General features: G+C 69.6%; 22 protein-coding genes (1 of these 22 running past the window's edge). 16 read left to right on the forward strand and 6 right to left on the reverse strand.

Features of this window, described 5'->3' with window-relative positions; translation table 11 throughout:
- Positions 1–17: 17 nt before the first annotated feature.
- The 3 genes from ACQP09_RS27610 to eccE all read right to left on the reverse strand — a co-directional run bounded on the left by ACQP09_RS27610 (position 18) and on the right by eccE (position 2,439).
- Positions 18–251: a DUF397 domain-containing protein gene (locus tag ACQP09_RS27610; protein WP_356752851.1), complete on the reverse strand. Its 234-nt coding sequence runs from the start codon at positions 249–251 to the stop codon at positions 18–20.
- A 95-nt stretch (positions 252–346) separates the two neighbouring features.
- On the reverse strand, positions 347–1,057 hold the full coding sequence (locus tag ACQP09_RS27615) for a hypothetical protein (protein WP_433404337.1): 711 nt from the start codon (positions 1,055–1,057) through the stop codon (positions 347–349).
- Positions 1,058–1,098: 41 nt separating this feature from the next.
- Positions 1,099–2,439: a type VII secretion protein EccE gene (gene eccE / locus ACQP09_RS27620; RefSeq protein WP_433404340.1), complete on the reverse strand. Its 1,341-nt coding sequence runs from the start codon at positions 2,437–2,439 to the stop codon at positions 1,099–1,101.
- Positions 2,440–2,622: 183 nt separating this feature from the next.
- On the opposite strand from eccE, the gene eccB reads away from it, so the two are divergent.
- The 7 genes from eccB (at position 2,623) to ACQP09_RS27655 (ending at position 9,795) form a co-directional block, all read left to right on the forward strand.
- Complete coding sequence (gene eccB / locus ACQP09_RS27625; RefSeq protein WP_433404342.1) at positions 2,623–4,149, forward strand: type VII secretion protein EccB; 1,527 nt, start codon at positions 2,623–2,625, stop codon at positions 4,147–4,149.
- Between the two features lie 14 nt (positions 4,150–4,163).
- Positions 4,164–5,420 carry a type VII secretion-associated serine protease mycosin gene (gene mycP, locus ACQP09_RS27630; RefSeq protein WP_433404345.1) on the forward strand — a complete coding sequence of 419 codons (1,257 nt, stop codon included), beginning with the start codon at positions 4,164–4,166 and terminating at the stop codon, positions 5,418–5,420.
- 194 nt (positions 5,421–5,614) lie between these two features.
- A complete protein-coding gene (locus tag ACQP09_RS27635) occupies positions 5,615–6,064 on the forward strand; it encodes a hypothetical protein (RefSeq protein WP_433404348.1) in 450 nt (149 codons plus the stop codon).
- Positions 6,061–7,737, forward strand: coding sequence for a hypothetical protein (locus ACQP09_RS27640; protein ID WP_433404351.1), 1,677 nt, complete (start codon positions 6,061–6,063; stop codon positions 7,735–7,737). Before ACQP09_RS27635 ends, ACQP09_RS27640 begins: the two co-directional genes overlap by 4 nt.
- A 28-nt stretch (positions 7,738–7,765) precedes the next feature.
- Positions 7,766–9,025 (forward strand): S8 family serine peptidase, encoded by a 1,260-nt coding sequence (locus ACQP09_RS27645; protein ID WP_433404353.1) that lies wholly within the window; start codon positions 7,766–7,768, stop codon positions 9,023–9,025.
- A 73-nt stretch (positions 9,026–9,098) separates the two neighbouring features.
- Positions 9,099–9,461, forward strand: a complete 363-nt coding sequence (locus ACQP09_RS27650) for a WXG100 family type VII secretion target (protein ID WP_404058761.1) — start codon at positions 9,099–9,101, stop codon at positions 9,459–9,461.
- 34 nt (positions 9,462–9,495) lie between these two features.
- Complete coding sequence (locus ACQP09_RS27655) at positions 9,496–9,795, forward strand: WXG100 family type VII secretion target (RefSeq protein ID WP_432152322.1); 300 nt, start codon at positions 9,496–9,498, stop codon at positions 9,793–9,795.
- Between the two features lie 225 nt (positions 9,796–10,020).
- On the opposite strand, the gene eccCa is transcribed toward ACQP09_RS27655, so the two are convergent.
- The gene (eccCa, locus tag ACQP09_RS27660; RefSeq protein ID WP_433404357.1) at positions 10,021–13,998 is read right to left on the reverse strand and encodes a type VII secretion protein EccCa; all 3,978 of its coding nucleotides are present in this window, start codon (positions 13,996–13,998) and stop codon (positions 10,021–10,023) included.
- Between the two features lie 305 nt (positions 13,999–14,303).
- On the opposite strand from eccCa, the gene eccD reads away from it, so the two are divergent.
- The 6 genes from eccD to ACQP09_RS27690 all read left to right on the forward strand — a co-directional run bounded on the left by eccD (position 14,304) and on the right by ACQP09_RS27690 (position 21,480).
- Entirely contained in the window at positions 14,304–15,809 is a 1,506-nt protein-coding gene (gene eccD, locus ACQP09_RS27665) for a type VII secretion integral membrane protein EccD (RefSeq protein WP_433404360.1), read from the forward strand.
- Between the two features lie 195 nt (positions 15,810–16,004).
- Entirely contained in the window at positions 16,005–16,295 is a 291-nt protein-coding gene (rpsO, locus tag ACQP09_RS27670; protein WP_355880623.1) for a 30S ribosomal protein S15, read from the forward strand.
- Between the two features lie 289 nt (positions 16,296–16,584).
- A complete protein-coding gene (locus ACQP09_RS27675) occupies positions 16,585–18,798 on the forward strand; it encodes a polyribonucleotide nucleotidyltransferase (RefSeq protein ID WP_161268387.1) in 2,214 nt (737 codons plus the stop codon).
- Positions 18,795–20,174, forward strand: coding sequence for a M16 family metallopeptidase (locus ACQP09_RS27680; protein WP_433404364.1), 1,380 nt, complete (start codon positions 18,795–18,797; stop codon positions 20,172–20,174). Before ACQP09_RS27675 ends, ACQP09_RS27680 begins: the two co-directional genes overlap by 4 nt.
- Before the next feature lie 26 nt (positions 20,175–20,200).
- Positions 20,201–20,953 carry a 4-hydroxy-tetrahydrodipicolinate reductase gene (gene dapB, locus ACQP09_RS27685; protein WP_433404366.1) on the forward strand — a complete coding sequence of 251 codons (753 nt, stop codon included), beginning with the start codon at positions 20,201–20,203 and terminating at the stop codon, positions 20,951–20,953.
- Between the two features lie 11 nt (positions 20,954–20,964).
- Positions 20,965–21,480 carry a hypothetical protein gene (locus ACQP09_RS27690; RefSeq protein ID WP_433404368.1) on the forward strand — a complete coding sequence of 172 codons (516 nt, stop codon included), beginning with the start codon at positions 20,965–20,967 and terminating at the stop codon, positions 21,478–21,480.
- A gap of 79 nt (positions 21,481–21,559) precedes the next feature.
- Here ACQP09_RS27690 and ACQP09_RS27695 read toward each other — a convergent pair whose 3' ends face one another.
- The gene (locus ACQP09_RS27695; RefSeq protein ID WP_404058746.1) at positions 21,560–22,111 is read right to left on the reverse strand and encodes a hypothetical protein; all 552 of its coding nucleotides are present in this window, start codon (positions 22,109–22,111) and stop codon (positions 21,560–21,562) included.
- 127 nt (positions 22,112–22,238) lie between these two features.
- On the reverse strand, positions 22,239–22,478 hold the full coding sequence (locus ACQP09_RS27700) for a hypothetical protein (protein WP_433404371.1): 240 nt from the start codon (positions 22,476–22,478) through the stop codon (positions 22,239–22,241).
- Between the two features lie 207 nt (positions 22,479–22,685).
- Between ACQP09_RS27700 and thyX the strand changes: the two genes are divergently transcribed.
- From thyX to ACQP09_RS27715, 3 genes are all read left to right on the forward strand, one after another.
- Positions 22,686–23,423: an FAD-dependent thymidylate synthase gene (thyX, locus tag ACQP09_RS27705; RefSeq protein WP_433404374.1), complete on the forward strand. Its 738-nt coding sequence runs from the start codon at positions 22,686–22,688 to the stop codon at positions 23,421–23,423.
- 150 nt (positions 23,424–23,573) lie between these two features.
- A complete protein-coding gene (gene dapA / locus ACQP09_RS27710) occupies positions 23,574–24,473 on the forward strand; it encodes a 4-hydroxy-tetrahydrodipicolinate synthase (RefSeq protein ID WP_258469055.1) in 900 nt (299 codons plus the stop codon).
- 140 nt (positions 24,474–24,613) lie between these two features.
- Positions 24,614–26,246, forward strand: partial view of a ribonuclease J gene (locus tag ACQP09_RS27715; protein WP_432152313.1) — the 5' portion only. It continues 53 nt past the right edge of the window; only the first 1,633 of its 1,686 coding nucleotides appear in the window; it begins with the start codon at positions 24,614–24,616; the stop codon falls past the right edge of the window.

Raw genomic sequence — 26,246 nt, forward strand, 5'->3', positions numbered from 1 at the left:
CGTACCGACTGTGGCGCCTACTTGAGGTCGAACTCACCGTCGCGGGCACCCAGGACGAACGCCTGCCACTCCGCCTCGGTGTACCGCAGGACGGTGTCCGGGTCCAGCGAGGAGCGCATGGCCACCCCGCCGCCGGGCAGATGCGCGATCTCGACCCGCTCCTCGACGTCCTCGGTGCCGGGTGCGCTCAGCCACTCCACGCCCGAGATGTCGAGAGCGTAGAGCTCGTCCTTTTCCTGCTGGGTGCCCATTCCGGCGTCCCTTCCGATCGAACTGTCGAACTGTGTCGTTGCGTGGCCCATGCTCCCTGGTCGGAGCGGCACATGGGGTGCGAACGGGAGAGGAATCAGTCCATCCGGCGAGCTGTGCCGAGCAGACCGGTCTCCGCGTCCGTCGCGCTCGTCATCACCCAGTGGTGCTCGCTCCCCGCCACCCAGAGCGTCACCCCGTCCGCCAGCGTCGGCAGCGCCTCGCTCTCGGCCGGCGCCAGCCCCAGAATGCGGCCGATCTGCTGCGCCTCGTCGGGCGAGACCCGCTGGATGCCGACGAGCGCGGAGGAGCGCATCAACCGGGGTGCAACGGGGCTGAGATAAGGGAGCAGCGTCAGCACGGACTGCCAGGGGGAGGAGACCACCCGGCCGCGCGGCGGCCGCATCCCGCAGTCGCGGATGACCACCACGGGGCTGCCGACCGTGGCACCCGTCGGCGGGACCCGTCCCACGTCGTACAGCGAGACGCACTCAAGACCGGCGCCCGCCGCCTGCGCCAGCGTGGTCCAGGCCTGGACCCGGCCGGTCTCGACCGCCACCCGGGCGCCCGTTCCGGCGGCGCGCAGCGCCAGCACCTGTGCGGTCCACAGGCCGCCGATCAGCGTGACGTCGTACGGGACCGGCCGGTGGAACCCGATCAGCTGCGGGCGGCCCTCCGCGTCCTCGCCGATGATCACGCCGTCGTCGCCGACCGGCAGCGACAGCGCGCCGAGGTGGTCGGTGGTCACGGTGTGGCCCGCGTGGCGGGGGCCGAGCAGTCCGCGCCTGGTCCCGGTCCGCTCCGTCACACCACGCGCCACCGCTGCTTCGCCTCTCCGCGATCCGCTTCTCACTGGGCCCCTCCCAGCGGGAGCGTCGCCAGCACACCGGGCAGCTGCTCGCGGTCCAGCCGCGCCAGGCCCACCTTCGCGTGCCGGGCGGCCTGCTCCAACGTCCTTCGTACGCCGACCAGTTCGGTGTCCGACCCGCCGGTCACCCGGACATGGCCGCTGACGCTCGTCTCGCCCTGCCGCTCCCCGCGCCGCACGGTCAGGCTGAACGTCGTGGCGTACGCGGGCACCGAGGTCAGCAGCGCCACCAGCTGCGGGAGCGGCGTCGCGCCCCGGCCCAGCTCGGGCCAGCGGTCCACGGCGTACGTCGTGTGCCACCGGTCGTCGCACCGCCAGACCCGCGAGGTCTCCATCGTGCGCCGCTGCGGTGCGGCGTCCGGGCGCCCGGCGCGGCCCGAGAGCAGCGGGTTGGCGCAGGCGGAGGTGGCGACGGCCGAGTTCAGCTCGTCCTGGTCCAGCACCACCGCCCGGAACCCGGCCCCCGTGATCCGGCTCGCCACATGGTCCGCGACCCGCACCAGAGCGCGCTGCGCCCCTTCCATACCGCCGCCGCGCGCCTCGATGGCCTCCCGGCACAGCTCCGGGTCCAGCTTCACCGCCACCCAGGTCATCCGGAGCGCGGGCGCCCCGGTCTTGTCCTGGAGCGGCCCGTACGACAGGCGGGCCACCGACTGCTGGGGCAGATGCGGCGCCGGAGCGGCCCGTACCTGCTGCACCAACTGCGCCGACTCCAGCACGATGTCGTCGACCTGGAGGGCGTCGCCGAGCAGCGACAGCGGGAGCGAACGGGCGCCGAACGCGGGCCGCAGCGCCTCACCGCTCGCCTCGACCCGCACCGCGGCGGTGAGGAAGGTGCCGTCGCCGAGCATGCCGACCGTGCGGTGGTTCCGGTCGACGTGGATGTGCGGGCCGAAGCCGGGGACGTTCTCCGCGACCGGGGCGAGCATCGGTTCGGTGTCGGCGCCCGCCGCCGAGGCCGCCCGCCGCCGCGCCTTCAAGGCCAGGGCGCCGGCCAGCCACTCCTGGAGCGCGCGGCCCCGGCGGCGTACCACCGCGAGCAGCACCAACAGCACGACGAGCACGCCGGCGGGCACCAGCCACGCACCGCCGAGCGCCGCACCCACGACGGCCACCGCGAGCGCCGCCTCGATGGTCACCAACTGCCGCCGCAGCGGCCGTGACCGGCCGGTCCGCGCGGTGGCGCGCAGGGTGGTGGCGGCGGGAGCGTCCGACGTGGTGGCGGGGGCCGGGGCGGCCGGCTCGTTGCTGCGTTGCCGACGGGAAGGACCGGAGGCCCGGCGGTCGGACCGCCCGGTACGCTCGCGCGTAGCTGCACCCATTGCCGCGTTGCCCCCTCGTGTCCCGTATTCGCCGTTTTCCGTACGGGCGTTGACCGGTTGGTCACCCTACCTGAGCAGTGGGGGCCGAGCCCCTGCGGGCATAGTAGGGGCCCGGTGCGACACCAGGGGCCGACGAGGCGTGTGGCACCCTGGTCGACCATCGGGGAGAAGGGGCAGCGGAACATGGCATCACGGCGGGATGAGCTCAACGCCTACACCTTTGCGAAGCGGAGGTTGATCGCACAGTTCCTGCAACCCCATCCGACCGGCTCCGAGGAAGGCGCACCGCGCCCGCTGCGCGCGGTCGTGCCGGGAGCGATCATCGGTGTCGTCGTCCTCGCCGTCTTCGGCGCCTGGGGCATGTTCAAGCCGGTGGCCCCCAAGGACTGGGACAACCCCAACGAGAACGTCATCATCGCCAGCAAGTCCACCACCCGTTATGTGGTGTTGACGACCGACGGCAAGAAGCAGCTCCACCCGGTCCTGAACATGTCCTCGGCCAAGCTGCTGCTCGCCCAGGACCAGGGCAAGGTCGTCAACGTCGACGAATCGGTCCTGGACAACGGCACGATCCCGCACGGCGCGACGCTCGGCATCCCGTACGCCCCCGACCGGCTGCCCGACCCCAAGGACGCCGGATCCGCCAAGCGCTGGGCGGTCTGCGAGCAGCCCGGCGAGGGCGGCCGGGCCATCCAGAAGGCCGCGTTCGTCTTCGCCGAGCGCGAGGAGAACAAGACCGAGGGCACGTCGAAGCTGCGCGGCGGCGAGACGATGTACGTCGAGGGGCCCGACCGCACCCGCTACCTGGTGGACGCCGAAGGCAAGGCCTACCCGCTCACTGACGACGAACTGCTGCTGCGCACCCTGGTCGACCAGAACACCAAGCCTCAGCGGGTCTCCGCCCAGTGGCTGGCGACGCTGCACCGCGGCGACCGGATCACCTTCCCGCCCCTGGACGGCGAGCCGGGGCAGCCCGCCGGTGTCCCGGGCACCCTGGACACCGACGCCAACCGGGTCGGCATGGTCCTGGCCGCCACCGCCGGAACCAGGACCCAGCAGTACGTCGTCCTCCCCGGCAGGGTCGCGCCCGTCTCGGACTTCATCGCCAAGCTCCTGCTCAGCAGCCGCGACCTGGACAAGCTCGACCAGGCGGGCCAGGAGAAGCCGGTGGGCGCCTCGGCGTTCTCCCCGGGCCGGGCCTTCGGCGAGGAGCGGGACTGGCCCGTCCACGAGCCGAAGCCCGTCAACTCCCCGGACGCGGCGAAGGGAAGCCGGAACACCGTGTGCAACGTCCTGCGCGACGTCGACGCCGACAACGGCGCCACCACCCTCTCCACCTGGGTGGGTACGAACTTCCCGGCGACGCTCCCCACCGGCTCCTCCAGCGCGTACGTCACGCCCGGATCCGGCGAGTTCTTCCGCCAGTTCCAGGGCTCGAAGACCGACGTCGGCTTCCTCTTCCTGGTCACCGACACCGGACTGCGGTACGCGATGCAGTCCAACAGCGACAGCGGACAGGACGGATCCGGCATCGGCGAGTCCGGCTCGGAGAAGGAGCGGCAGCAGCGCCGCCAGGAGGCCCAGCAGGCGCAGAACCTGCTCGGCTACAAGGACGTCGACCCCACGCCGGTCCCGGCCGCCTGGTCCACGTTCCTGCCGACGGGCCCCCGGCTCTCGACGGGTGCGGCGAGCCAGCCGCAGGGTTCGTGAGGAGCGGTACGCAGATGACGCGCCCCACGCCGCCTGCTCCGGCCAGGCGCCTGCTGACCGCGACGGCGGCCACCGGATTCCTCCTGGTCGCCCTCCCGGCCCCCACGGCCGCCGCGGACGACACGACCCAGTGCACCTTCGGCGGAAAGATGTACCCGGGCCGCCCCTGGTCGTTGCAGCGGGTCCTCATGGACGAGCTGTGGAAGCAGTCCACCGGCAAGGGGGTCCGGGTCGCGGTCATCGACACCGGCGTCGACGTGAAGAACCCTCAGCTGACCCGCGCCGTGGACGCCAAGGCGGGAAAGAACTTCCTGCCGAAGAAGCTCAAGACCGAGGACGGCCGGGAGATCGAACGCGGCAAGGAGAACGGCACCACGGACACCGTGGGCCACGGCACCAAGGTCGCCGGCATCATCGCCGCGCGCGAGGCGAAAGGCACGGGCTTCACCGGCCTCGCCCCCGGCGCGACGATCATCCCGATCCAGCAGAACGACGCCGACGGCAACGGAACGGCACAGACCCTGGCCGACGCGATCCGCTACGCCGCCGACACGGCGAAGGCCGACATCATCAACATCTCCCAGGACACCGCCGACGCCGTGGAGCCGACACCGCGCCTCAAGGAAGCGGTGGACCACGCCCTCGGCAAGGAGATCGTGGTCATCGCCTCGGCAGGCAACGACGGGGTGGACGGCAAAGCGAAGCTGACCTACCCCGCCTCCTACGAAGGCGTCCTCGCCGTCGCCTCATCGGACCGGAACAACGAACGCGCGTACTTCTCCCAGGGCGGCCCGTTCGTCGGCATCGCCGCCCCCGGCGTCGACATGATCTCCACCGTCCCCGGCGGCGGCCACTGCGCCGACAACGGCACCAGCTTCTCCGCCCCGTACGTCGCCGGGGTCGCCGCACTGATCAAGGCGAAGCACCCCGGCTGGACGCAGCGGCAGATCGTGGCCCAGCTCCAGCAGACGGCGGAACGCTCGGTGGCGGGCCACGACCGCCACGTGGGCTGGGGCGTCGTCGACCCGGTACGCGCGCTGACCGAGGACGACAAGCCGATCGAACGCCCGGTCGCGAGCGAAGGCGTGAGCAAAGGCGAAGCCCCGACCACGGCCCAGCTCCAGCTCGGCGAAACGGCCGACGAACGCAACGCCCGCCTGGCGACGTACGTCGTCGTGGGCGGCGGCGTCCTGGTGGCCGCGATCGCCGGTACGGCAGTGGCCGTACGGGACACACGACGCCGTACGAGGCGGGCGGCGGGCGGCGGCTGACGGGGGAGGAGCGTCGACCTGACGCAGGCCTGGCGCAGGCCTGAGGCAGGAGAGCTACGACTTGACGCATGAGACAAGTCACGTGGCCACCAACCCAATTGGCCGGGCGCCACGCAGTGACTAGAGTTACCGGATGAGATGGGCTCGGATCGCACCGATGCGATAGCAACGCGGAACGATCCGAGCAAACGGGGATGCATAACGGGGAGGACGGCATGGGGACCGGTCCAGGTGACCTCAGGCGTGGCGTAGGCGCGCTGGAGACGTTCAAGAAGCGGGTGGACGCTCTGCTCGCGGACCTGGAGGGCTCGGCGGCCGGCAAGTCGAAGGTGGCGGCCCAGACGGTGTCGCGCGCCTCCTTGAGCGGCCCGAACGCCCGCTTCGCGGAGGCGGACGGCCTCTACACCCAGTACAACCGCGTACACGAGTCCCTGGTCTCGCTCTCCCGGTCGCTGGGCGACCAGATCGAGTACCTGAGCCTGGGCGTGCACGCGGCGGCGGTCGGCTTCGACAACGTCGACGACGAGACGCGGCGGCGCTTCCACGAGATCCAGACGCGGATGGACCGGGAGCGGGAGAAGGCCGCCAAGCCCGAGGCCGACAACCGTGAAGGCCAGTCCGGCGACGGGTGGGAGACGAAGTGAGCGACGAGAAGCAGCCGGAACTGACCCCTGCCGAACTGCAGAAGCAGGACGAGGGCCGCGTCAATACGCAGTTGGTCGTCACCGATATGACGGAGCTGGGCCGGGAGGTCCTGAGCCTCTTTCCTTTCGGGGGCGGCGGCGGCAGAGCAGGCCGTACCTCGTTCGAGGGACACGACCTCAACGCCATCATCGACCTGGTGGAGAACGCCAACCCGGCGGACATGGAGAACGCGGGCAAGGCGCTCTGGGAGGCCAGGGACGCGATCCAGCGTGCGTCAAAGGAGCTGAGCGACTACATCAAGGGGGTCGACTGGCAGGGCGAGTCCGGTGAGGCGTTCCGCAAGTGGGGCCTTGGCCTGGCCACCCACGCCGAGAAGCTCGGCGACTTCGCGGACGCGGCGGGCACCCAGATCACGGTGGCCGGCACCGGCCTGGCATCGGTACGCAACTCCATGCCGCCGCGCGACCGCCGGATGATCCAGACGGACGTGGACGACATCCTGTTCCCGGCCCGGACCGAGACCAACCCGCAGTACGCGGCGGCCCTCACGGTGGAGAAGAACCGCCAGGAGGCCATCAACCAGATCAACCGGCTGGCGTCGTACTACGCGGTGTCGGAGGAGGTGCTGGCGGGGCAGGAACCGCCGCGGTTCGACAATCGGCTCGGGATCAATGTGCCCAAGCCTCAAGGCAAGAGGGAAGGGTCGCCCGCTGAGGGTGCGCCCAGGGGCGCAGACAGTCTCGGTAATGCTCCGATACAAGGCCCCCCGGCGCGTGTGGCCACGGGCGGACTTGAAACGGCGCCCACCTCCAACGGCCGAAACTTGGGCGAGAGCTTGGGCCCCGCGCCCGTGCTGGACAAGAGCACATCGACAGAGATCAACAGTGTCGCGACACCGACCGCCCCGACGATGACCACGGGCACCGCTCCCATCCCGTCGGCCACCAGTGGCCCAGCACCTGTGAATACACCGACGCCCGCGATAGCGCCCAGTTTCGGCACCCCCGTCTCGGCGGGCTCCTCGCGAGCCACGGGTTCACCGGCTGTGCCCCGGTCTGCGACCCAGGCCGGAGCAGGTCTGGGCAAGGCAGCCTCCACGGGCGCGGGTGTCACGGCCAAGGGTGCCACCGGTACGCCCGTCGGCCGGCCAAGTCCGATGGCAGGTGGACCGTCCGCGACGGGACGTTCCGTCGGAGGCCCACACCTGCCGACGGCTGGTCAGTCCGGCGTGATGGGCGGCCGTCCCATGCCTGCCCACGGCGGCACCGCCGCACCCGGTGGCACTCGTACGGGACAGGGCAACGGCATCGTCGGTGGTACTCCGCAACGGGCCACTTCGGCGGCGTCCGGGACCGGCGGGGCACGTGGAGTACCGCGAGGAACGGTGATCGGCGGGCCCGGCGCGAGTGGCAGTGCTCCGCGCTCCGGCCAGCGTGGCGCGCCTGTCTCGGGTGCCAACGGAGTGGTCGGCGCCCCCCGGGGGACGTCGGGCTCCGGATCCAAGGGCTTCACCGCTGGGGGCGCAGGCCTGGTCCGAGGCCCCGCCGGTCGGCGGAAGAACGACCGGAAGGACGAGGAGAACACCGGATCGACTCGTCCGGACTACCTGACGGAAGACGAAGAAACATGGGCGGCCCGACGGCGCGGAGCCGTTCCGCCGGTGGTCGAGTAGTAGCCCCAGGGAAGGTTCGGAAGTCGGAATGACAGCAAGAATGGGCCGACCCCAGAAGCGTGTACTCAGCGCGCTGGCTGTGACAGCTTCGTGGAGCGTGGTCTTTGCCGGTATGGCACAGCCTGCTGCGGCTGCGGACGTGCAGTCCAAGCAGTGGTACCTCAGCGCGTTGCAAGCCGAGGAAATGTGGAAGGTCACGACGGGCGAAGGCATCAAAGTTGCTGTCATCGACACGGGCGTCAACCCGAACACCTCTTCTCTGAAAGGGCAAGTCCTCAAAGGCTTTGATGCCACAGGGGCCGCCGGAGATGAGAACGATGACTACGATGGTCATGGCACGAATATGGCCGAGCTGATTGCTGGTACCGGAGCCGGTGGCGGCCTCAAGGGGCTCGCCCCGGGGGCGAAGATCATCCCTATGCGCATCACCGACACGGAATTTCAGAATAAGCATTCTGTAAACGCTCGTGATACTGAAGATGCCATTCGGGCCGCCGCTGACAGCGAAGCAAAGATCATCAGCATGTCTTTCGGTAGTCTGTATTCCACGAGGGGTGAGCGCGAGGCGGTTAAGTACGCCGAAAGCAAGGGGAAATTGTTCTTCGCTGCGGTCGGTAACGATGGGGCGGGTAACAACAAGGAGGAGTATCCGGCTGCCTATCCTCAAGTGGTCGGTGTCGCGTCAGCGGATCGCAACGGAAAGGTTGCGGAGGATTCACAGAACGGGAACATGGTGGATATCGCAGCTCCCGGAAAAGAAATTCCGCGATGGTGCGACAATTCTTTCCAGAGTTACTGCTATGGCAGTAGCGGAACCAGCTCCGCCACCGCCCTCGCCTCTGCCTCCGCCGCCCTCGTCTGGTCCGCCAACCCCGACTGGACCGCCAACCAGGTCCTGAACGTCCTCTTCGACACAGCAAGCCGCAGCTGGAAGAAGGGCGACCGCAGCGCCTACCTCGGCCACGGCCTCATCCGCCCCGCGATGAACATCCTCAAGGGCAAGGGCGACCCCGGAGACCCCGACATCAGCCCCCTCACCGAGGAGCGGACCGGCGGCTCCCCGGCCTCGCCCGCCGCCTCCTCCGCACCCTCGCCCTCCGCCCCCGCCGGCGAACAGCCCGCCCAGAACGAGGGCGCCGACAAGGTCGACGAGACCGTCGCAGCGGGCGACAGCGAGGGGGCGTCCGACGGCGGCGTCCCGCTGAGCCTGATCCTCGGCGGCATCGCAGGCGTCGCCGTCCTCGGCGGAGTGGTCTTCGCCGTCGTCCGCAGACGCGGCGCGGCCTGACCTCAGATTCCTCACATGTACCGGCCGGCGATCCATGCCGGCTTGCAGGATCCACCGGAACGAAAGGAAAGCCATGTCGGCAGACCAGAAAGTCTCAGCTGAAGCCCTACTCAGGCTCGAAGGCCAGCTCTCCGAGCGGTTCGACTCGGTGAAGGGACAGCTCAAGCAGTTGCAGGCGACCATCGACAGCCTGGAAGGCGCCTGGAAGGGCATCGGGGCCGGTCACTTCAACCAGAAGCAGTCCGAGATCAACAAGAGCATGGTCGGCATCGGCAACGAACTGCTGCGCTTCCAGGAGGCCATCAAGGCCGCCCGTACCATCTCCGGCGACAACGAGGACCAGATCAAGGCGGCCCTCATGGGCGTGGACGTCGTCGACGGCTACTCGGGCGACGCCGCGGCCACGGCCCGTACCTCGAACCTGAACAACTTCTGACCGGTATTCCGTAACTCGACTGAAGGAGGACCACATGGCCACCAACGACGGTACGACGGTCGTCACTTATGCCAGCCTCGATCTCGCGGCCGCGTCGATCGATCGTCAGGCCAAGCAGCTCGACCAGGACCTCCGGGCGATCAAGAGCATGATCGCCTCGGTCTCGGAGCTGTGGGAGGGCGAAGCCAAGACGGCCTACCGCACCGCGCAGGACCGGTGGGACCTGCAGGCGACGGGCATCAAGGAGAACCTGGCCCAGATCTCCCGCGCCGTGCGTGACGCGGAGACGGCCTACCGCAGCGGTGACAAGCGCGCGGCGGCCAACTTCCAGTAGACAGTGGCAAGTAGCCAGTAGCAGTTCCGGACTGGAAGAAGCAGCCTGCAAGGCAGCAGCACCATTCAGGGTGGACACGCGCGGGAGGTGTCCACCCTGATGCATGCCCGCTGTACGTCAGCACAGGCAATGCGGACGTACAAGCAGACCTACAAGCAGGCGTACAAGCGGACGCACAAAGGGGGGCGCCGAACACCCGGCGCCCCCATCTCCACCCGCAGCCCCCTACCGCCCCCCGTCCACCAACCCCGTCTGCACCAGCGGGTTCCCCCTCCGCCGCGTGACGAAGACGCCCCGTCCCGCCGGCATCGGCCGTGGCCGTACGCCGCCGAGGACGTCGCCCTCCATCGGGTCGCCCGACAGCAGCACGCCCTGCGCGCCCAGCTCCGTCATGCGCTGGAGGAACGGGTCGTACAGCGCCCGGCTCGCGCCCGCCGTGTTGCGGGCGATGATGAAGCGGACGCCCACGTCACGGGCGAACGGCAGCAGCTCCGTCAAGGACGACAGCGGGTTGCCGCTCGACGTGGCGACCAGGTCGAAGTCGTCGATGACCACGTAGACCGTCGGGCCGCGCCACCAGCTGCGGTCCCGCAGCTCCTGGGCCGTGACATCGGCCGACGGCGTGCGGCGCTTCATCAGGTCGTGGAGCGCGACCATGTGGTGGTCCATGTTGTTGGACATGGGGATGTACTCCGCCAGGTGCGACGCGGGAGTCACATCCAGCAGCGAGCGCCGGTTGTCGATGACGAAGAGCTTGCAGGTGTCGCCGTCGTACCGCTCGGTGAGCTGCTTGATGACCAGCCGCAGCAGGTTCGACTTGCCGGACTCGCTCTCGCCGAAGATCAGGAAGAACGGGTCGTGGTCGAAGTCGACGAAGACCGGCGCCAGGTTGTTCTCGTCGATACCGATGGCGATCCCGCGCTCCGGAACGGCGTGGCCCGGCGGGAGTTCGGCCGCCGGAAGGGAGCGCGGCAGCAGCCGTACCTGCGGCGCGGGCGGAGCCGTCCAGTGCCGGGAGACCTCGGTGTTCATCGCGGCCGTCGCCTCGGACAGGTCGCTGTCGGAGTTGATGCCGTCGATGCGCGGCACCGCCGCCATGAAGTGCAGCTTCTCCGGCGTCAGCCCGCGCCCCGGCACGCCCGCCGGTACGTTGACCGCGATCTTGCGGTCCAGCTCGGAGTCCATGACGTCGCCGAGCCGCAGCTCCAGGCGGTTCATCAGGTGGTCCTTCAGGCTGGCCCTGACCTCCATGGACCGGGACGCGGTGACGACCAGGTGGATGCCGTAACCGAGGCCCCGCGCCGCGATGTCCACGACGGCGTTCTCCAGGGCGTCGTAATCCGTACGGAAGTTGCCCCAGCCGTCGATGATCAGGAAGACGTCGCCCCACGGCTGGTCCGTCACCGAGATCTCGCCGCGCGCCCGCATCCGGCGGAAGGTGGCGATCGAGTCGATGCCCGCGCTGCGGAAGTACTCCTCGCGCCGCGACAGGATGCCGTACACCTCGGCGACCGTACGCCGCACCCGCTCCGGGTCCAGTCGTGAGGCGACCCCGCCGACGTGGGGCAGGCCCGAGATGGACGACATGGAGCCGCCGCCGAAGTCGAGCCCGTAGAACTGGACTTCCTGCGGGGTGTGCGTGAGCGCGAAGCCCGCGATGAGCGTACGGAGCAGCGTCGACTTGCCGGACTGCGGGCCACCGGTGATCTGCATATGGCCGGCCGCGCCGGAGAAGTCCCGGTACAACGTGTCGCGCCGCTGCTCGAACGGCTTGTCGATCACACCCAGCGGTACGACGAGACGTCCCGCACCCTCGAACCCGGGCTGCGTCAGCCCGCGTCCCGGCACCGCCGAGAGCCCCGGCAGGATCTCGTCCAGCGACGGCGGGTTGTCCAGCGGCGGCAGCCACACCTGGTGGGCCGAGGCGCCGCGCCCCTCCAGCCGCCGCACGATCACGTCCAGCACCGTGTCCGCCAGCGCGTCGTCGTCCCCGCTCCGCTGCTCCGGCACCCCGGCCGCGGCCTCCGGGCCCGGCTGCACGTACCGCACCGGCACCGGCGCCGCCGTGAAAGCGACCGGCCTCCGGTCCACCGGCAGCGGCCCCCCGGACGCGGCCGCCTGACGGCCCTCCGCCCGGTACACCCCGGAGACGTACGCGGCCTTGAACCGCACCATCTCCTCCGTACCGAACTTGAGCAGCCCGGAGCCCGGCACGTTCGGCAGGTGGTACGCGTCCGGCACCCCGATCGCCGCCCGCGACTCACCCGCCGAGAAGGTCCGCAGACCGATGCGGTACGAGAGGTACGTCTCCAGGCCCCGCAGCCGCCCCTCCTCCAGGCGCTGCGACGCCAGCAGCAGATGCACGCCCAGCGACCGGCCGATGCGCCCGATCTGCACGAACATGTCGATGAAGTCCGGCTTCGCCGTCAGCAGCTCGCTGAACTCGTCGATCACCAGGACCAGTGACGGGATCGGCTGCAGTGGCGCACCCGCCGCACGCGCCTTCTCGTAGTCGTGGATGTTGGCGTAGTTGCCCGCGTCGCGCAGCATCTCCTGGCGGCGGTTGAGCTCACCGCTGATGGAGTCGCCCATGCGGTCCACCAGCGTCAGGTCGTCCGCCAGGTTGGTGATCACCGCGGCCACGTGCGGCATCTGCGCCATACCGGCGAAGGTCGCGCCGCCCTTGAAGTCCGCGAGGACGAAGTTGAGGGTCTCCGAGGTGTGCGTCACCGCCAGGCCGAGCACCAGCGTGCGCAGCAGCTCCGACTTTCCGGAACCCGTCGCTCCCACGCAGAGCCCGTGCGGGCCCATGCCCTCCTGCGCCGCCTCCTTGAGGTCCAGCATCACCGGCGCGCCGCCCTCACCGACACCGATCGGCACACGCAGCCGCTCGGCCTGGGCGCGCGGCCGCCAGGTCCGGCTCACCTCGATGGAGGCCGCGTCCCCCAGGTTCAAAAGGTCGGTGAACTCCAGGTTGGCCAGGAGCGGTTCGTCGTCGTCCCCGCCCGTCGCCATGTGCAGCGGGGCCAGCTGACGGGCGAGCGCCTCCGCGGCCTCGTGACTCAGCAGGTCCGGCACCCCTTCGTAGACGAGGCCCTGTCCCGACTCCAGCTGCAGCGACTGCGGCTGCACCACGACCGAGAGCCCGCCGCGCGCCCCGGTCACCTCGCCCGGCACCACCTCGATGACGGTCACGCCCTGCAACCCCTCGGCCGAGGCCAGCACCGACATCGGCGGCACCGCATCGCCGTCCAGGACGATGACGACGTGCGGCTGCTCCAGGAGCGGCTGGCCGCCGGGCTGGAACCGCGGCCGGCCGTCGAGCCGGGCCGCCAGCTGCTGCTCCAGCTCCAGCACACTGCCGGTGATCAGACGTCGGCTGCCGGCCCCGTCGGTCGACGACCTGTCCTGTACGTGGGGGAGCCACTTCGCCCACTCCCACCGCGGGGCCGCCTCGGCGCCCGCCACGATCCCGATCACCAGGTCCTCGGGCGAGTGCAGCGAGGCCAGAGCGCCGACCATCGCCCGCGCCGACGAGCGCGCGGACTCCGCGTGGCCGCTGACCGTCAGGTGGTAGAAGGCCCGCAGCGACACCGCCATCGGCAGGCCGTCCAGCGTGGAGTGCGTCGTCAGGAACTGCTGCATCGCGCCGGCCGTCAGCGGCTCCAGCTCCTCCACCGGCGCCGTCTCGGGCGCGATGAGCGGCGTGGCCAGCTCCTGACTGCCGAGCCCGATCCGTACCTGCGCGAAGTCCGGGTCACCGACCCGCCGCTCCCACACCCGGCTGCCCTCGGCGACCAGCGCCCAGAGCTGCTCGGGCGAGGGGTGCAGATAGAACTGCGCGTCACGCTGCTTGCGCGCGGTCTTCACCACCGCGCGCCGGGTCTGCGTCAGGTACTTCAGATAGTCCCGCCGCATGTCCGCCAGCTGACCCTGCGTGCCCCGCCGGAAACGCACCATCATCGCGATCGCCATCGCCACCGTGGAGGCGATCATGATCACGCCCATGATCCGCATGATCGGGTTGTCCCCCATGAAGAAGAAGACGACCGAACCACCCATGCCCAGCATCGGCAGGAGCTGCATGAGCATGCCCTCCTGCTGGCCCCGGGGGAGCTCCGGCGGAGGTTGCAACTGCACCTGATCGACCGGTACTTCGGAGGGCAGGGCCCGAGGTGGGCGCTTGACGACGATCTGGCTCACAGCTCACCAATTCCCTTGCCGGACGGAAGTGTTCCTATCGGCGCCCCCGTGGCGACGGGCTCCATCCGCGGGAGGGATCCTACTGGCGGAGCGGGGGCCCCATGGCGGTAGGGTGACGCGATGCGTATACGCATCCGCTAACTACCGCAAGAAGACGGTCATTCGGGACGCGGGGAGGGATCCACCGTCCTGAGGGGTGTTTCCGGCAGAAGCTCCAGAACGGCACAGAGCGGTTTCCGGCGAAGCCGCGGTCACCGAGGAGCGCCACCGGACGTCCGGAGCAACAGGGGGAGCAGCAGGTGACAATGACGGCCCAAGCGGCAGCCACCACGACCGGCGGCCGGCCGAGTCACGGGGTTCCGTCCGGCAACGGCACCGGCTTCTGCCGGGTCACGGTCGTCGCACCCGACGGCCGGGTCGACGTGGCGTTGCCCGAAGACGTACCCGTCGCGGACCTCTACCCCGAGATCCTCCGGCTCTCCGGACAGAGCCCCGCACCCGGCGCACCGGTCGGCTACCACCTCGTACGCCGCGACGGCACCGTCCTGGACAGCGCCCGTACGCTGGCCGGCCACCGCATCCTCGACGGCGAGCTGCTCTCGCTGCGGCCCTTCGCGGAATCGCTGCCGCCCGCCGTCTTCGACGACGTGTCCGACGCCGTCGCCACCGCCGTGGCCAAGGACCGCACGCTCTGGGGCGACTCCCTCATGCGCGGTGCCGGCCTCTTCGGCGGCTCCGTCCTGCTCAGCCTGCTCGGCTTCGTCCTCTGGACCGCCGACCCGCGCCACGACATGCACGGCCTGCCCGGCATCCTGGCAGCCACCACCGCCGTACTCCTGCTCGCCCTCGCCTGCGTCCGCGCCCGGGTCTACGACGACCGGGGCTCGGCCATCGCGCTCGGCACCGGCGCGATGGTGAACGCCGCGGTCGCCGGTTCCGGACTGCTCTCGCTCAGCACGGGCCAGGGCGTGGGACGGCTGCAGTTCCTGCTCGCCTGCGCCGCCGTGCTGGTGGTCGCGGTCATCCTCATGATCACCGCGCCCGGCGGCGACGGCCCGTTCGTCGCGTTCGTCTTCGCGAGCGCCACCGGCCTCGTCGTCACCTTCATCGCGATCAGCGCCGAGCTGAAGCCCACCGAGGCCGCCGCCGTCTGCGCCCCCTTCGCCGTCGGCGCGCTGGCCTTCCTGCCCGGCCTCTCCACCCGCTTCGCCCGCCTCCCCATCGGCTTCGAACCGCCGCGCTCCGCCGTCGGCGACTACGGCACCTCCGAGCCGGCGCCGCAGGGCCCGGTCGACGCCGTACGGATCGCCGCCCAGGCCCGCCGCGGCCACGAGCTGCTCCTCGGCCTGGTCGGCGGCTGCGCGCTGGTCGCCGTGGCCGCCGCCGCGGTGCTCGGCTTCTCGGACAACCTCTGGGGCCAGCTCCTCGCACTCGCCACCGGCATCGCCATGCTGATGCGCGCCCACCTCTTCCGCTACACCGCCCAGGTCGGCTGCACGCTCGCCGCCGGCCTCGGCTCCCTGGTGTTCCTGGGCCTCGGCCTCTCCCTCAACCCGCCGCTCACCCTGGTCCGCGACGCGCTGCGGGGCGACAGCGCCGCACTGGACATCCGTACGGTGTGGCTCGCCGCCGCCGTCGCGGGCGTCGCCGCCCTGATCACCGCCATCGGCCTGATCGTGCCGCGCAAGGGGGTGACCCCGTTCTGGGGCCGCTTCCTGGAGATCGCCGAGACGGTCGTGCTGCTCACCCTGCTGCCGCTCTGCCTGGCGGTCTTCGACGTCTACCGCTCGATCCGCGCCCTCACGAGCTGACCGCCGGCCCCCGGACGGAGACCGTCCGGGGGTGACCCGAATGGCTGGTAGTCTGTCCAGTGGCCGTTTGTGTACGCCTCTCCGGATCATCCTGGGGACTGCGCTCATCGGACCTTCGCCTCCGAGTCACGGAAGCTCCCCTGAGAACAAGACCAGGGGCACTCGTGGGCGCTTCGAACATCAAGAGGAGTACGCGTGCCGCTCGACGCCGCTACGAAGAAGCAGATCATGGCCGACTTCGCGCAGAAGGAAGGTGACACCGGATCCCCCGAGGTCCAGGTCGCCATGCTCTCGCGCCGGATCTCGGACCTGACGGAGCACCTCAAGACGCACAAGCACGACCACCACTCCCGTCGTGGTCTGCTGATCCTGGTCGGCCAGCGTCGCCGCCTCCTGCAGTACCTGGCCAAGAAGGACATCCAGCGCTTCCGTGCGCTGGTCGACCGCCTCGGCATCCGCCGCGGTGCGGCCGGCGGCGCCAAGTAAGTACGCCGTGGAGAGGGAGCGGTTCCCGCGTCTGAGGGGACCGCTCCCTTTGCCGTACGTGCGCAACCGGTGTCAAGCTCAGTAATCTGGACACCGGAACACCACGCAACACCAGCGCAACACCAGGGAGAGGCGCAGTGACGCCGCCGCCGGTCCTCGGTAGTGGCCCCCGGGAACATGCCCGGGAGCTTCGATCGAAGACCGGCCCGCACCACGGTGCGCCTCTCCCGCACCGTCCTCCGCCACACGGGCGGCAGGACGAAAGACGACGAGTATGGAGAAATCACTAGTGGAGAACGAGACCCACTACGCCGAGGCCGTCATCGACAACGGAACCTTCGGCACCCGCACCATCCGCTTCGAGACGGGCCGCCTGGCCAAGCAGGCCGCCGGCTCCGCCGTCGCGTACCTGGACGACGACACCATGGTGCTGTCGGCCACCACCGCTTCCAAGCGGCCCAAGGAGAACCTCGACTTCTTCCCCCTCACGGTGGACGTCGAGGAGCGGCAGTACGCGGCCGGCAAGATCCCCGGCTCCTTCTTCCGCCGTGAGGGCCGGCCCTCCGAGGACGCGATCCTCACCTGCCGCCTGATCGACCGCCCGCTGCGCCCCTCCTTCAAGAAGGGCCTGCGCAACGAGATCCAGATCGTCGAGACGATCATGGCGCTCAACCCCGACCACCTGTACGACGTGGTCGCGATCAACGCCGCCTCCTGCTCCACCATCCTGGCGGGCCTGCCCTTCTCCGGCCCGATCGGCGCCACCCGCGTCGCCCTGATCAAGGGCCAGTGGGTCGCGTTCCCGACGCACACCGAGCTCGAGGACGCCGTCTTCGACATGGTCGTCGCCGGTCGCGTCCTGGAGGACGGCGACGTCGCGATCATGATGGTCGAGGCCGAGGCCACCGAGAAGACCATCCAGCTCGTCAAGGACGGCGCCGAGGCTCCCACCGAGGAGATCGTCGCCGCCGGTCTGGACGCCGCGAAGCCCTTCATCAAGGCGCTCTGCAAGGCCCAGTCGGACCTCGCCTCCAAGGCCGCCAAGCCGGTCGGCGAGTTCCCGGTCTTCCTGGACTACCAGGACGACGTCTTCGAGGCGCTCGCCAAGGCCGTCACCTCCGAGCTGACGCAGGCGCTCACCATCGCCGGCAAGCAGGACCGCGAGGCCGAGCTGGACCGCGTCAAGGAGATCGCCGCAGAGAAGCTTCTGCCGGCGTTCGAGGGCCGCGAGAAGGAGATCTCCGCCGCGTACCGTTCGCTGACCAAGAAGCTGGTCCGCGAGCGCGTCATCAAGGACAAGGTCCGCATCGACGGCCGTGGCGTCACGGACATCCGTACGCTCGCCGCCGAGGTCGAGGCCATCCCGCGCGTGCACGGCTCGGCGCTGTTCGAGCGTGGCGAGACCCAGATCCTGGGCGTCACCACCCTCAACATGCTCCGTATGGAGCAGCAGCTGGACACCCTCTCCCCGGTGACCCGCAAGCGCTACATGCACAACTACAACTTCCCGCCGTACTCCGTCGGTGAGACCGGCCGCGTGGGCTCGCCCAAGCGCCGCGAGATCGGCCACGGTGCGCTCGCCGAGCGCGCCATCGTGCCGGTGCTGCCGTCGCGCGAGGAGTTCCCGTACGCGATCCGCCAGGTCTCCGAGGCGCTGGGCTCCAACGGCTCGACGTCCATGGGCTCGGTCTGCGCCTCCACCATGTCGCTGCTGAACGCCGGTGTGCCGCTCAAGGCCGCCGTCGCCGGTATCGCCATGGGCCTGATCTCGCAGGAGATCGACGGCAAGACCCACTACGTCGCCCTCACCGACATCCTCGGTGCGGAGGACGCCTTCGGCGACATGGACTTCAAGGTCGCCGGTACGAAGCAGTTCGTGACCGCGCTCCAGCTCGACACCAAGCTCGACGGCATCCCCGCCTCGGTCCTGGCCGCCGCGCTGAAGCAGGCCCGTGACGCGCGTCTGCACATCCTGGACGTCATGAACGAGGCCATCGACGTCCCGGACGAGATGTCCCCGAACGCCCCGCGGATCATCACCGTCAAGATCCCGGTGGACAAGATCGGTGAGGTCATCGGCCCCAAGGGCAAGATGATCAACCAGATCCAGGAGGACACCGGCGCCGACATCACGATCGAGGACGACGGCACCATCTACATCGGTGCCCAGCAGGGTTCGCAGGCCGAGGCCGCCCGCGCCACGATCAACGCGATCGCCAACCCGACCATGCCGGAGGTCGGCGAGCGCTACCTGGGTACGGTCGTCAAGACGACCACCTTCGGCGCGTTCGTCTCGCTCATGCCGGGCAAGGACGGCCTGCTGCACATCTCGCAGATCCGCAAGCTCGCCGGTGGCAAGCGCGTGGAGAACGTCGAGGACGTGCTCGGCGTCGGCGCCAAGGTCCAGGTCGAGATCGCCGAGATCGACTCCCGCGGCAAGCTCTCCCTCATCCCCGTCATCGAGGGTGAAGAGGACGAGACGAAGGACGACACCGACAAGTGACGTCCCGTAGTTCCGCGACGACGGCCCGCCCCTCCTCGGAGGGGCGGGCCGTCGCCCGTACCCAAACGCTTCTCCAGGGCACCAACGGCATCGGCACCGTCCGCCGCACCGTCCTCCCCGGCGGTCTGCGGATCGTCACCGAGACCCTGCCCTCCGTCCGGTCCGCCACCTTCGGCATCTGGGCCAACGTCGGTTCACGCGACGAGACGCCCACCCTGAACGGCGCGACCCACTACCTGGAACACCTCCTCTTCAAGGGCACCGCCAAGCGCACCGCCCTCGACATCTCCTCGGCGATCGACGCGGTCGGCGGCGAGATGAACGCCTTCACGGCGAAGGAGTACACCTGCTACTACGCGCGGGTCCTCGACACCGACCTGCCGCTCGCCATCGACGTGGTCTGCGACATGCTGACCGGCTCGCTGATCGCCCCCGAGGACGTCGACGCCGAGCGCGGCGTCATCCTCGAAGAGATCGCGATGACCGAGGACGACCCGGGCGACTGCGTGCACGACCTGTTCGCGCACACGATGCTCGGCGACACCCCGCTCGGCCGCCCGGTCCTCGGCACCGTCGACACGATCAACGCGCTGAACCGCGGCCAGATCGCCCGCTTCTACAAGAAGCACTACGACCCCACGCACCTGGTCGTCGCCGCCGCGGGCAACGTCGACCACGCCACGGTCGTACGCCAGGTCCGCCGCGCCTTCGAGAAGGCCGGCGCCCTCTCCCGTACGGACGCGGCCCCCATGGCGCCCCGCCAGGGCTCCCGGACCCTGCGCACCGCCGGCAAGGTCGAGCTGCTGAACCGCAAGACCGAGCAGGCCCACGTGGTCCTCGGCATGCCCGGCCTCGCCCGCACCGACGACCGCCGCTGGGCGCTCGGCGTGCTCAACACGGCCCTCGGCGGCGGCATGAGCTCGCGCCTCTTCCAGGAGGTCCGGGAGAAGCGCGGCCTGGCCTACAGCGTGTACTCGTACACCTCGGGCTTCGCCGACTGCGGCCTCTTCGGCGTCTACGCGGGCTGCCGGCCCAGCCAGGTCCACGACGTCCTGAAGATCTGCCGGGACGAGCTGGACCGGGTCGCCACGCACGGCCTGGACGACGACGAGATCACCCGCGCCATCGGCCAGCTCTCCGGCTCCACGGTCCTCGGCCTGGAGGACACCGGCGCGCTGATGAACCGGATCGGCAAGAGTGAGCTGTGCTGGGGCGAGCAGATGTCGGTCGACGACATGCTGGCCCGCATCGCGGAGGTCACCCCCGACGACGTACGGGAGGTGGCGGGCGAGCTCCTCACCCACCGCCCCTCGCTCTCGGTCATCGGCCCGCTCAAGGACAAGCAGGCGGACCGCCTCCACGAAGCGGTCTCCTAATCCCTTAATCCCTTAAGGAAGACAAGATGAGCAAGCTGCGCGTAGCCGTTCTCGGCGCTCAGGGCCGGATCGGTTCCGAGGCCGTACGGGCGATCGAGGCCGCCGACGACCTGGAGCTGGTGGCGGCACTGGGCCGGGGCGACAAGCTGGAGGCCCTCGCCGAGGCGGGCGCCCAGCTCGCCGTCGAGCTGACCACCCCCGCATCGGTGATGGGCAACCTCGACTTCTGCGTCCGGCACGGCATCCATGCCGTCGTCGGCACCACGGGCTGGACCGACGAACGGCTCGCGCAGCTCACCGCCTGGCTGGAGAACTCCCCGGAGACCGGGGTCCTCATCGCCCCGAACTTCTCCATCGGCGCGGTCCTGACCATGAAGTTCGCGGAGCAGGCCGCCCGCTACTTCGAGTCGGTCGAGGTCGTCGAGCTCCACCACCCCAACAAGGTCGACGCGCCTTCCGGCACCGCCACCCGCACGGCCCAGCTCATCGCGGCGGCCCGCGCGAAGGCGGGCAGCGCGCCGCAGCCGGACGCCACCACGACCGCCCTGGACGGCGCGCGCGGCGCGGACGTCGACGGCGTCCCGGTCCACGCGATCCGCCTCCGCGGACTGCTGGCCCACCAGGAAGTGCTGCTCGGCGGCGAGGGCGAGACCCTCACCATCCGCCACGACTCCCTCCACCACAGCAGCTTCATGCCGGGCATCCTGCTCGGCACCCGCCGCGTGGTGACCACTCCCGGCCTCACGTTCGGCCTGGAACACTTCCTCGACCTGAACTGACTGAGCCCTCCATGCGCGCAAAGATCACCTACTTCGTCACGGCCGCCGTCCTGGTCTTCTACTTCTTCCTGGTCGGCGGCCGCGGCCTGATGCTCATCCGCCACGGCACGCTGCTCACGGTCACGTTCGGCGTAGCCGTGCTGATCCTGCCGGTGATCGGCGTCTGGTTCCTCTGGAAGAACACCCAGTTCGTCCGCCGCGCCAACGCGCTCGCCGCCGAACTCGACGCGGAGGGCGGCCTCCCGGTCGACGACCTGGCTCGCACCCCGTCCGGCCGCATCGACAGGGACGCCGCCGACGCGGTCTTCACGAAGCGCCGCGAAGAAACGGAAGACGCCCCGGACGACTGGCGCACCTGGTTCCGCCTGGCGGTGGCCTACCAGGACGCCAGGGACACCCCAAGGGCCCGCAAGGCGATGCAAAGGGCAATCGCCCTGCGCAGAACCAGCGAGCCTGCATCCTCGGCTTCTCCCACTGAGCCCGCACCATCAAGCCCGGCCGCACCATCCAGCCCGTCCGGTGTTTGAGGACATCTTTCACGCCGTACGCAGATGAGCCCGGGACCGACAACCGGCCCCGGGCTCACCCACGTAAACGACGGCACGGCTACCCGTGCCGATACTCATCCGCCCAAGCCTCCACCGCATCCGTGGCCCGCTCGAACGCCTCTTCGCGCCCGAGGAAGTCCGCGTTGTGGTCGGAGGCCAGCGGCGGGAGGGTCTCACCGTTCTGCCGGACCACGATCAGCGCCTGGCCCTGCACCGTACGAGGCAGCCCCAGCCACTTCACGGGCTGCTGGACCGTACGGACGGAGGCGGTGGCCCCCCACGGCACCGTGGTGGTCCGGAAGAACCCCACACGCCGCACGCCGTGCCGGCTGACCCACGCACCGACCCGCAGGAGCCGCAGTGCTCCACCGATCAGCGCACCGGCCAGCAGCAGACAGACCAGAGCCCCGGAAGGCGCCCCGGCGAAGGCGATGATCATCGCCGCGAGCAGAACGAACGAGGCCAGCAACAACAGGCCGGCCGCCGCCGCGACCCGCCACGGGCCGGGGCGGTAGGGCCGCCGCCAGCTGTCGTGGTCGTCGAACGGCAGCGCAACGTCGTCCGCGCTCGCATCGAATGCGCGGTCGGCCGTCAGAAAGGGCAGGGGCACGACTCATCCTCACTCACAAGCACGCTCGATTGCTGTGCCCGGTGAGGCTACCGAGGCGCCCCCCGGCCCGACCACCCCAGGGGGTCCGTACGAGTAAAAGTCCGGCGGCCTCCGCCTGGGACGTGACTCAGCGGTCCTGGGACGCCTCGGACTGCTTGCCGTGCGAGGCGGACGACCCGGAGTCGAGCGCGGGAATACCCAGCAGCAGTGAACCCGCGAGCCCGGCGACCACGGTCAGCCCGACGAGGGAGCGGCCCAGCAGCTCGGGAACGCTGGCGCGCGGAGAGGGAGGAGGAGTGACATTACTGCGGAACCGGTCGGACTCGGCAACGAACGAGAACGGGACGGATTCACGCCGGCGGAACATGAGGAAACTCTCCTTGATCTCAGTGGCGGGTGCTGCTAATGAGTCAGACGTACGAACGGCCGGATCGGTGCCCGAATCGCCGTACTTCTTGGACGGACTCCACGAACGGCTGCCCGAACGGGGCATCGGCATGCCCCCTCGAACGCCGCCCTTCGGGCCCCGTAAGGTTGTCGGTGACCTGCGATACCTTTGGAAGGACCTCTGTCGGTGACCGCCACTCCCGAACCCGCAAAGCCTCATCTCCGCAGTGATGTCACCGTTGAGCTGGTGAAAAGCGATGCGCATGACGCGGATGTGCTGTTCGCCGCCCGGGTCTCCACGGCCGGCGAGCAGTCGCTGGAAGAGGTCACCAAGGACCCGGAGCGGTCCAAGGGGCTGATCAACTACCTCATGCGGGACCGGCACGGCAGCCCGTTCGAGCACAACTCGATGACCTTCTTCATCAGCGCCCCGATCTTCGTGTTCCGCGAGTTCATGCGGCACCGCGTGGGCTGGTCGTACAACGAGGAATCGGGCCGCTACCGGGAGCTGGAGTCTGTTTTCTATGTCCCCGACACGTCGAGGAAGCTGATCCAGCAGGGCCGCCCCGGCAAGTACGAGTTCGTTGAAGGAACCCGGGGACAGTACGACCTCACGACCCGTGTCATGGAGGAGTCCTACCGAGCTTCGTACGAGGCCTACCAAAAGATGCTGGCGGAGGGCGTGGCCCGCGAGGTGGCCCGCGCGGTCCTGCCGGTCGGCCTGTTCTCCTCCATGTACGCCACCTGCAACGCACGCTCCCTGATGCACTTCCTCGGCCTGCGTACGCAGCACGAGCTGGCGACGGTCCCGTCCTTCCCGCAACGCGAGATCGAGATGGTCGGCGAGCAGATGGAAGCCCACTGGCAGCAGCTCATGCCGCTCACTCATGCGGCCTTCAACAAAAATGGACGAGTAGCCCCGTAAGCGGTGTCCGTATTGCGGCGTTTCGAGAAGTTCATCTAGGCTGATCAAACGGACCCGGCACTGCTTGAACCCCCGAGCAGGCAGTGCCGGGCTCCTCTTCCCCGTCCCCCTAGGGGGACCACGCGCTGAGCAGCGAGTAGCGTGTTACCCATGGCTCCGATCTCCACTCCGCAGACCCCCTTCGGGCGGGTCCTCACCGCTATGGTCACGCCCCTCACGGCGGACGGCGCTCTCGACCTCGACGGCGCCCAGCGGCTCGCCGCCCACCTGGTGGACGCAGGCAACGACGGGCTGATCGTCAACGGCACCACCGGTGAGTCCCCGACCACCAGTGACGCGGAGAAGGACCAGCTCGTACGGGCGGTGCTCGAAGCGGTCGGCGACCGGGCGCACGTCGTCGCCGGCATCGGGACCAACGACACCCGGCACAGCGTCGACCTCGCCCGCACCGCCGAGCGCACCGGCGCCCACGGCCTCCTCGCGGTCACGCCGTACTACAACAAGCCGCCGCAGGAAGGCCTCCTGCGCCACTTCACGGCCATCGCCGACTCCACCGGCCTGCCCGTGATGCTGTACGACATCCCCGGCCGCAGCGGCGTCCCGATCGACACCGAAACCCTCGTCCGGCTCGCCGACCACCCGCGGATCGTCGCCAACAAGGACGCCAAGGGAGACCTCGGCCGCGCCAGCTGGGCCATCGCCCAGTCCGGCCTCGCCTGGTACTCCGGCGACGACATGCTCAACCTGCCGCTCCTCTCGGTCGGCGCGGTCGGCTTCGTCTCCGTCGTCGGCCACGTCGTCACCCCGGACCTGCGGGCACTGGTCGAGGCCCACCTCGGCGGCGACGTGCAGAAGGCCACCGAGATCCACCAGAAGCTGCTCCCAGTCTTCACCGGCATGTTCCGCACCCAGGGCGTCATCACCACCAAGGCCGCGCTGACGCTCCAGGGCCTCCCGGCCGGACCGCTGCGCCTGCCCCTGGTGGAACTCACCGCACAGGAGACGGCCCAGCTCAAGATCGACCTGGCCGCCGGCGGGGTACAGCTGTAACCACAGACTTCACAACTGAATGAAGAGAACGAGCGAGGCACCTCGCGAAGAGCAGCACCCCAAGACAACTGCAAGTGCACGAATGACATACGCGCCACGTGCCTCAGCGGTACGTGGCGCGTGTGGTTAAGGAGAGTCTTTTGAGCCATCCGCACCCTGAACTCGGTACCCCCCCGAAGCTCCCGAAGGGCGCCCTGCGGGTCACCCCGCTCGGCGGCCTGGGCGAGATCGGCCGCAACATGACGGTCTTCGAGTACGGCGGCCGCCTGCTCATCGTCGACTGCGGCGTCCTCTTCCCGGAGGAGGAGCAGCCGGGCATCGACCTGATCCTCCCGGACTTCACCACGATCCGGGACCGCCTGGACGACATCGAGGGCATCGTCCTCACGCACGGCCACGAGGACCACATCGGTGGTGTCCCGTACCTGCTGCGCCTGAAGCCGGACATCCCGCTCATCGGCTCGAAGCTGACCCTCGCGCTCATCGAGGCGAAGCTCCAGGAGCACCGCATCCGCCCCTACACCCTTGAGGTGCAGGAAGGGCAGCGCGAGCGCATCGGCGTCTTCGACTGCGAGTTCATCGCGGTCAACCACTCCATCCCGGATGCCCTCGCGGTCGCCATCCGCACCCCCGCGGGCATGGCCGTCGCCACCGGTGACTTCAAGATGGACCAGCTTCCGCTGGACGGCCGCCTCACCGACCTGCACGCGTTCGCGCGCCTCAGCGAGGAGGGCATCGACCTCCTCCTCTCGGACTCCACGAACGCCGAGGTCCCGGGCTTCGTACCGCCCGAGCGGGACATCTCCAACGTCCTGCGCACGGTCTTCGCCAACGCCCAGAAGCGCATCATCGTGGCGAGCTTCGCCAGCCATGTGCACCGCATCCAGCAGATCCTGGACGCCGCCCACGAGTACGGCCGCCGGGTCGCCTTCGTCGGCCGCTCGATGGTCCGCAACATGGGCATCGCCCGCGACCTCGGCTACCTCAAGGTCCCCGCGGGCCTGGTCGTCGACGTCAAGACCCTCGACGACCTCCCGGACGACGAGGTCGTGCTGGTCTGCACGGGCTCACAGGGCGAGCCGATGGCCGCCCTCTCCCGGATGGCCAACCGCGACCACCAGATCCGGATCGTTCCCGGCGACACGGTGATCCTGGCGTCGTCCCTCATCCCCGGCAACGAGAACGCGGTCTACCGCGTGATCAACGGCCTGACCCGCTGGGGCGCCAACGTCGTCCACAAGGGCAACGCCAAGGTCCACGTCTCGGGCCACGCCTCGGCCGGCGAGCTGCTGTACTTCTACAACATCTGCAAGCCGAAGAACCTGATGCCGGTCCACGGCGAATGGCGCCACCTCCGGGCCAACGCCGAGCTGGGAGCCCTCACCGGCGTTCCCAAGGACCACATCGTCATCGCCGAGGACGGCGTGGTCGTCGACCTCATCGACGGCAAGGCCAAGATCGTCGGCAAGGTCCAGGCCGGTTACGTGTACGTCGACGGCCTCTCCGTCGGCGATGTCACCGAGACCTCCCTCAAGGACCGCCGCATCCTCGGCGACGAGGGCATCATCTCGGTCTTCATCGTGGTCGACAGCTCCTCCGGCAAGATCGTGGGCGGCCCCCACATCCAGGCCCGGGGCTCCGGCATCGACGACAGCGCCTTCGTCGGCGTCACCCCGAAGATCCAGGAAGCCCTGGACAAGTCGGCCCAGGACGGCGTGATGGAGCCCCACCAGCTCCAGCAGATGGTCCGCCGGACGGTCGGCAAGTGGGTCT

It is taken from the genome of Streptomyces sp. CA-146814 (assembly GCF_050942385.1).
In the GTDB taxonomy this organism is placed as follows: Bacteria; Actinomycetota; Actinomycetes; order Streptomycetales; family Streptomycetaceae; genus Streptomyces.

Coding starts and splice junctions, on each gene's coding strand:
- mycP (WP_433404345.1), top strand. CDS start 4,164: ATGACGCGCCCCACGCCGCCTGCTCCGGCCAGGCGCCTGCTGACCGCG.
- ACQP09_RS27650 (WP_404058761.1), top strand. CDS start 9,099: ATGTCGGCAGACCAGAAAGTCTCAGCTGAAGCCCTACTCAGGCTCGAA.
- eccB (WP_433404342.1), top strand. CDS start 2,623: ATGGCATCACGGCGGGATGAGCTCAACGCCTACACCTTTGCGAAGCGG.
- dapB (WP_433404366.1), top strand. CDS start 20,201: ATGAGCAAGCTGCGCGTAGCCGTTCTCGGCGCTCAGGGCCGGATCGGT.
- ACQP09_RS27700 (WP_433404371.1), bottom strand. CDS start 22,478: ATGTTCCGCCGGCGTGAATCCGTCCCGTTCTCGTTCGTTGCCGAGTCC.
- ACQP09_RS27690 (WP_433404368.1), top strand. CDS start 20,965: ATGCGCGCAAAGATCACCTACTTCGTCACGGCCGCCGTCCTGGTCTTC.
- eccE (WP_433404340.1), bottom strand. CDS start 2,439: ATGGGTGCAGCTACGCGCGAGCGTACCGGGCGGTCCGACCGCCGGGCC.
- ACQP09_RS27610 (WP_356752851.1), bottom strand. CDS start 251: ATGGGCACCCAGCAGGAAAAGGACGAGCTCTACGCTCTCGACATCTCG.
- ACQP09_RS27635 (WP_433404348.1), top strand. CDS start 5,615: ATGCATAACGGGGAGGACGGCATGGGGACCGGTCCAGGTGACCTCAGG.
- ACQP09_RS27645 (WP_433404353.1), top strand. CDS start 7,766: ATGACAGCAAGAATGGGCCGACCCCAGAAGCGTGTACTCAGCGCGCTG.
- eccD (WP_433404360.1), top strand. CDS start 14,304: ATGACGGCCCAAGCGGCAGCCACCACGACCGGCGGCCGGCCGAGTCAC.
- dapA (WP_258469055.1), top strand. CDS start 23,574: ATGGCTCCGATCTCCACTCCGCAGACCCCCTTCGGGCGGGTCCTCACC.
- ACQP09_RS27655 (WP_432152322.1), top strand. CDS start 9,496: ATGGCCACCAACGACGGTACGACGGTCGTCACTTATGCCAGCCTCGAT.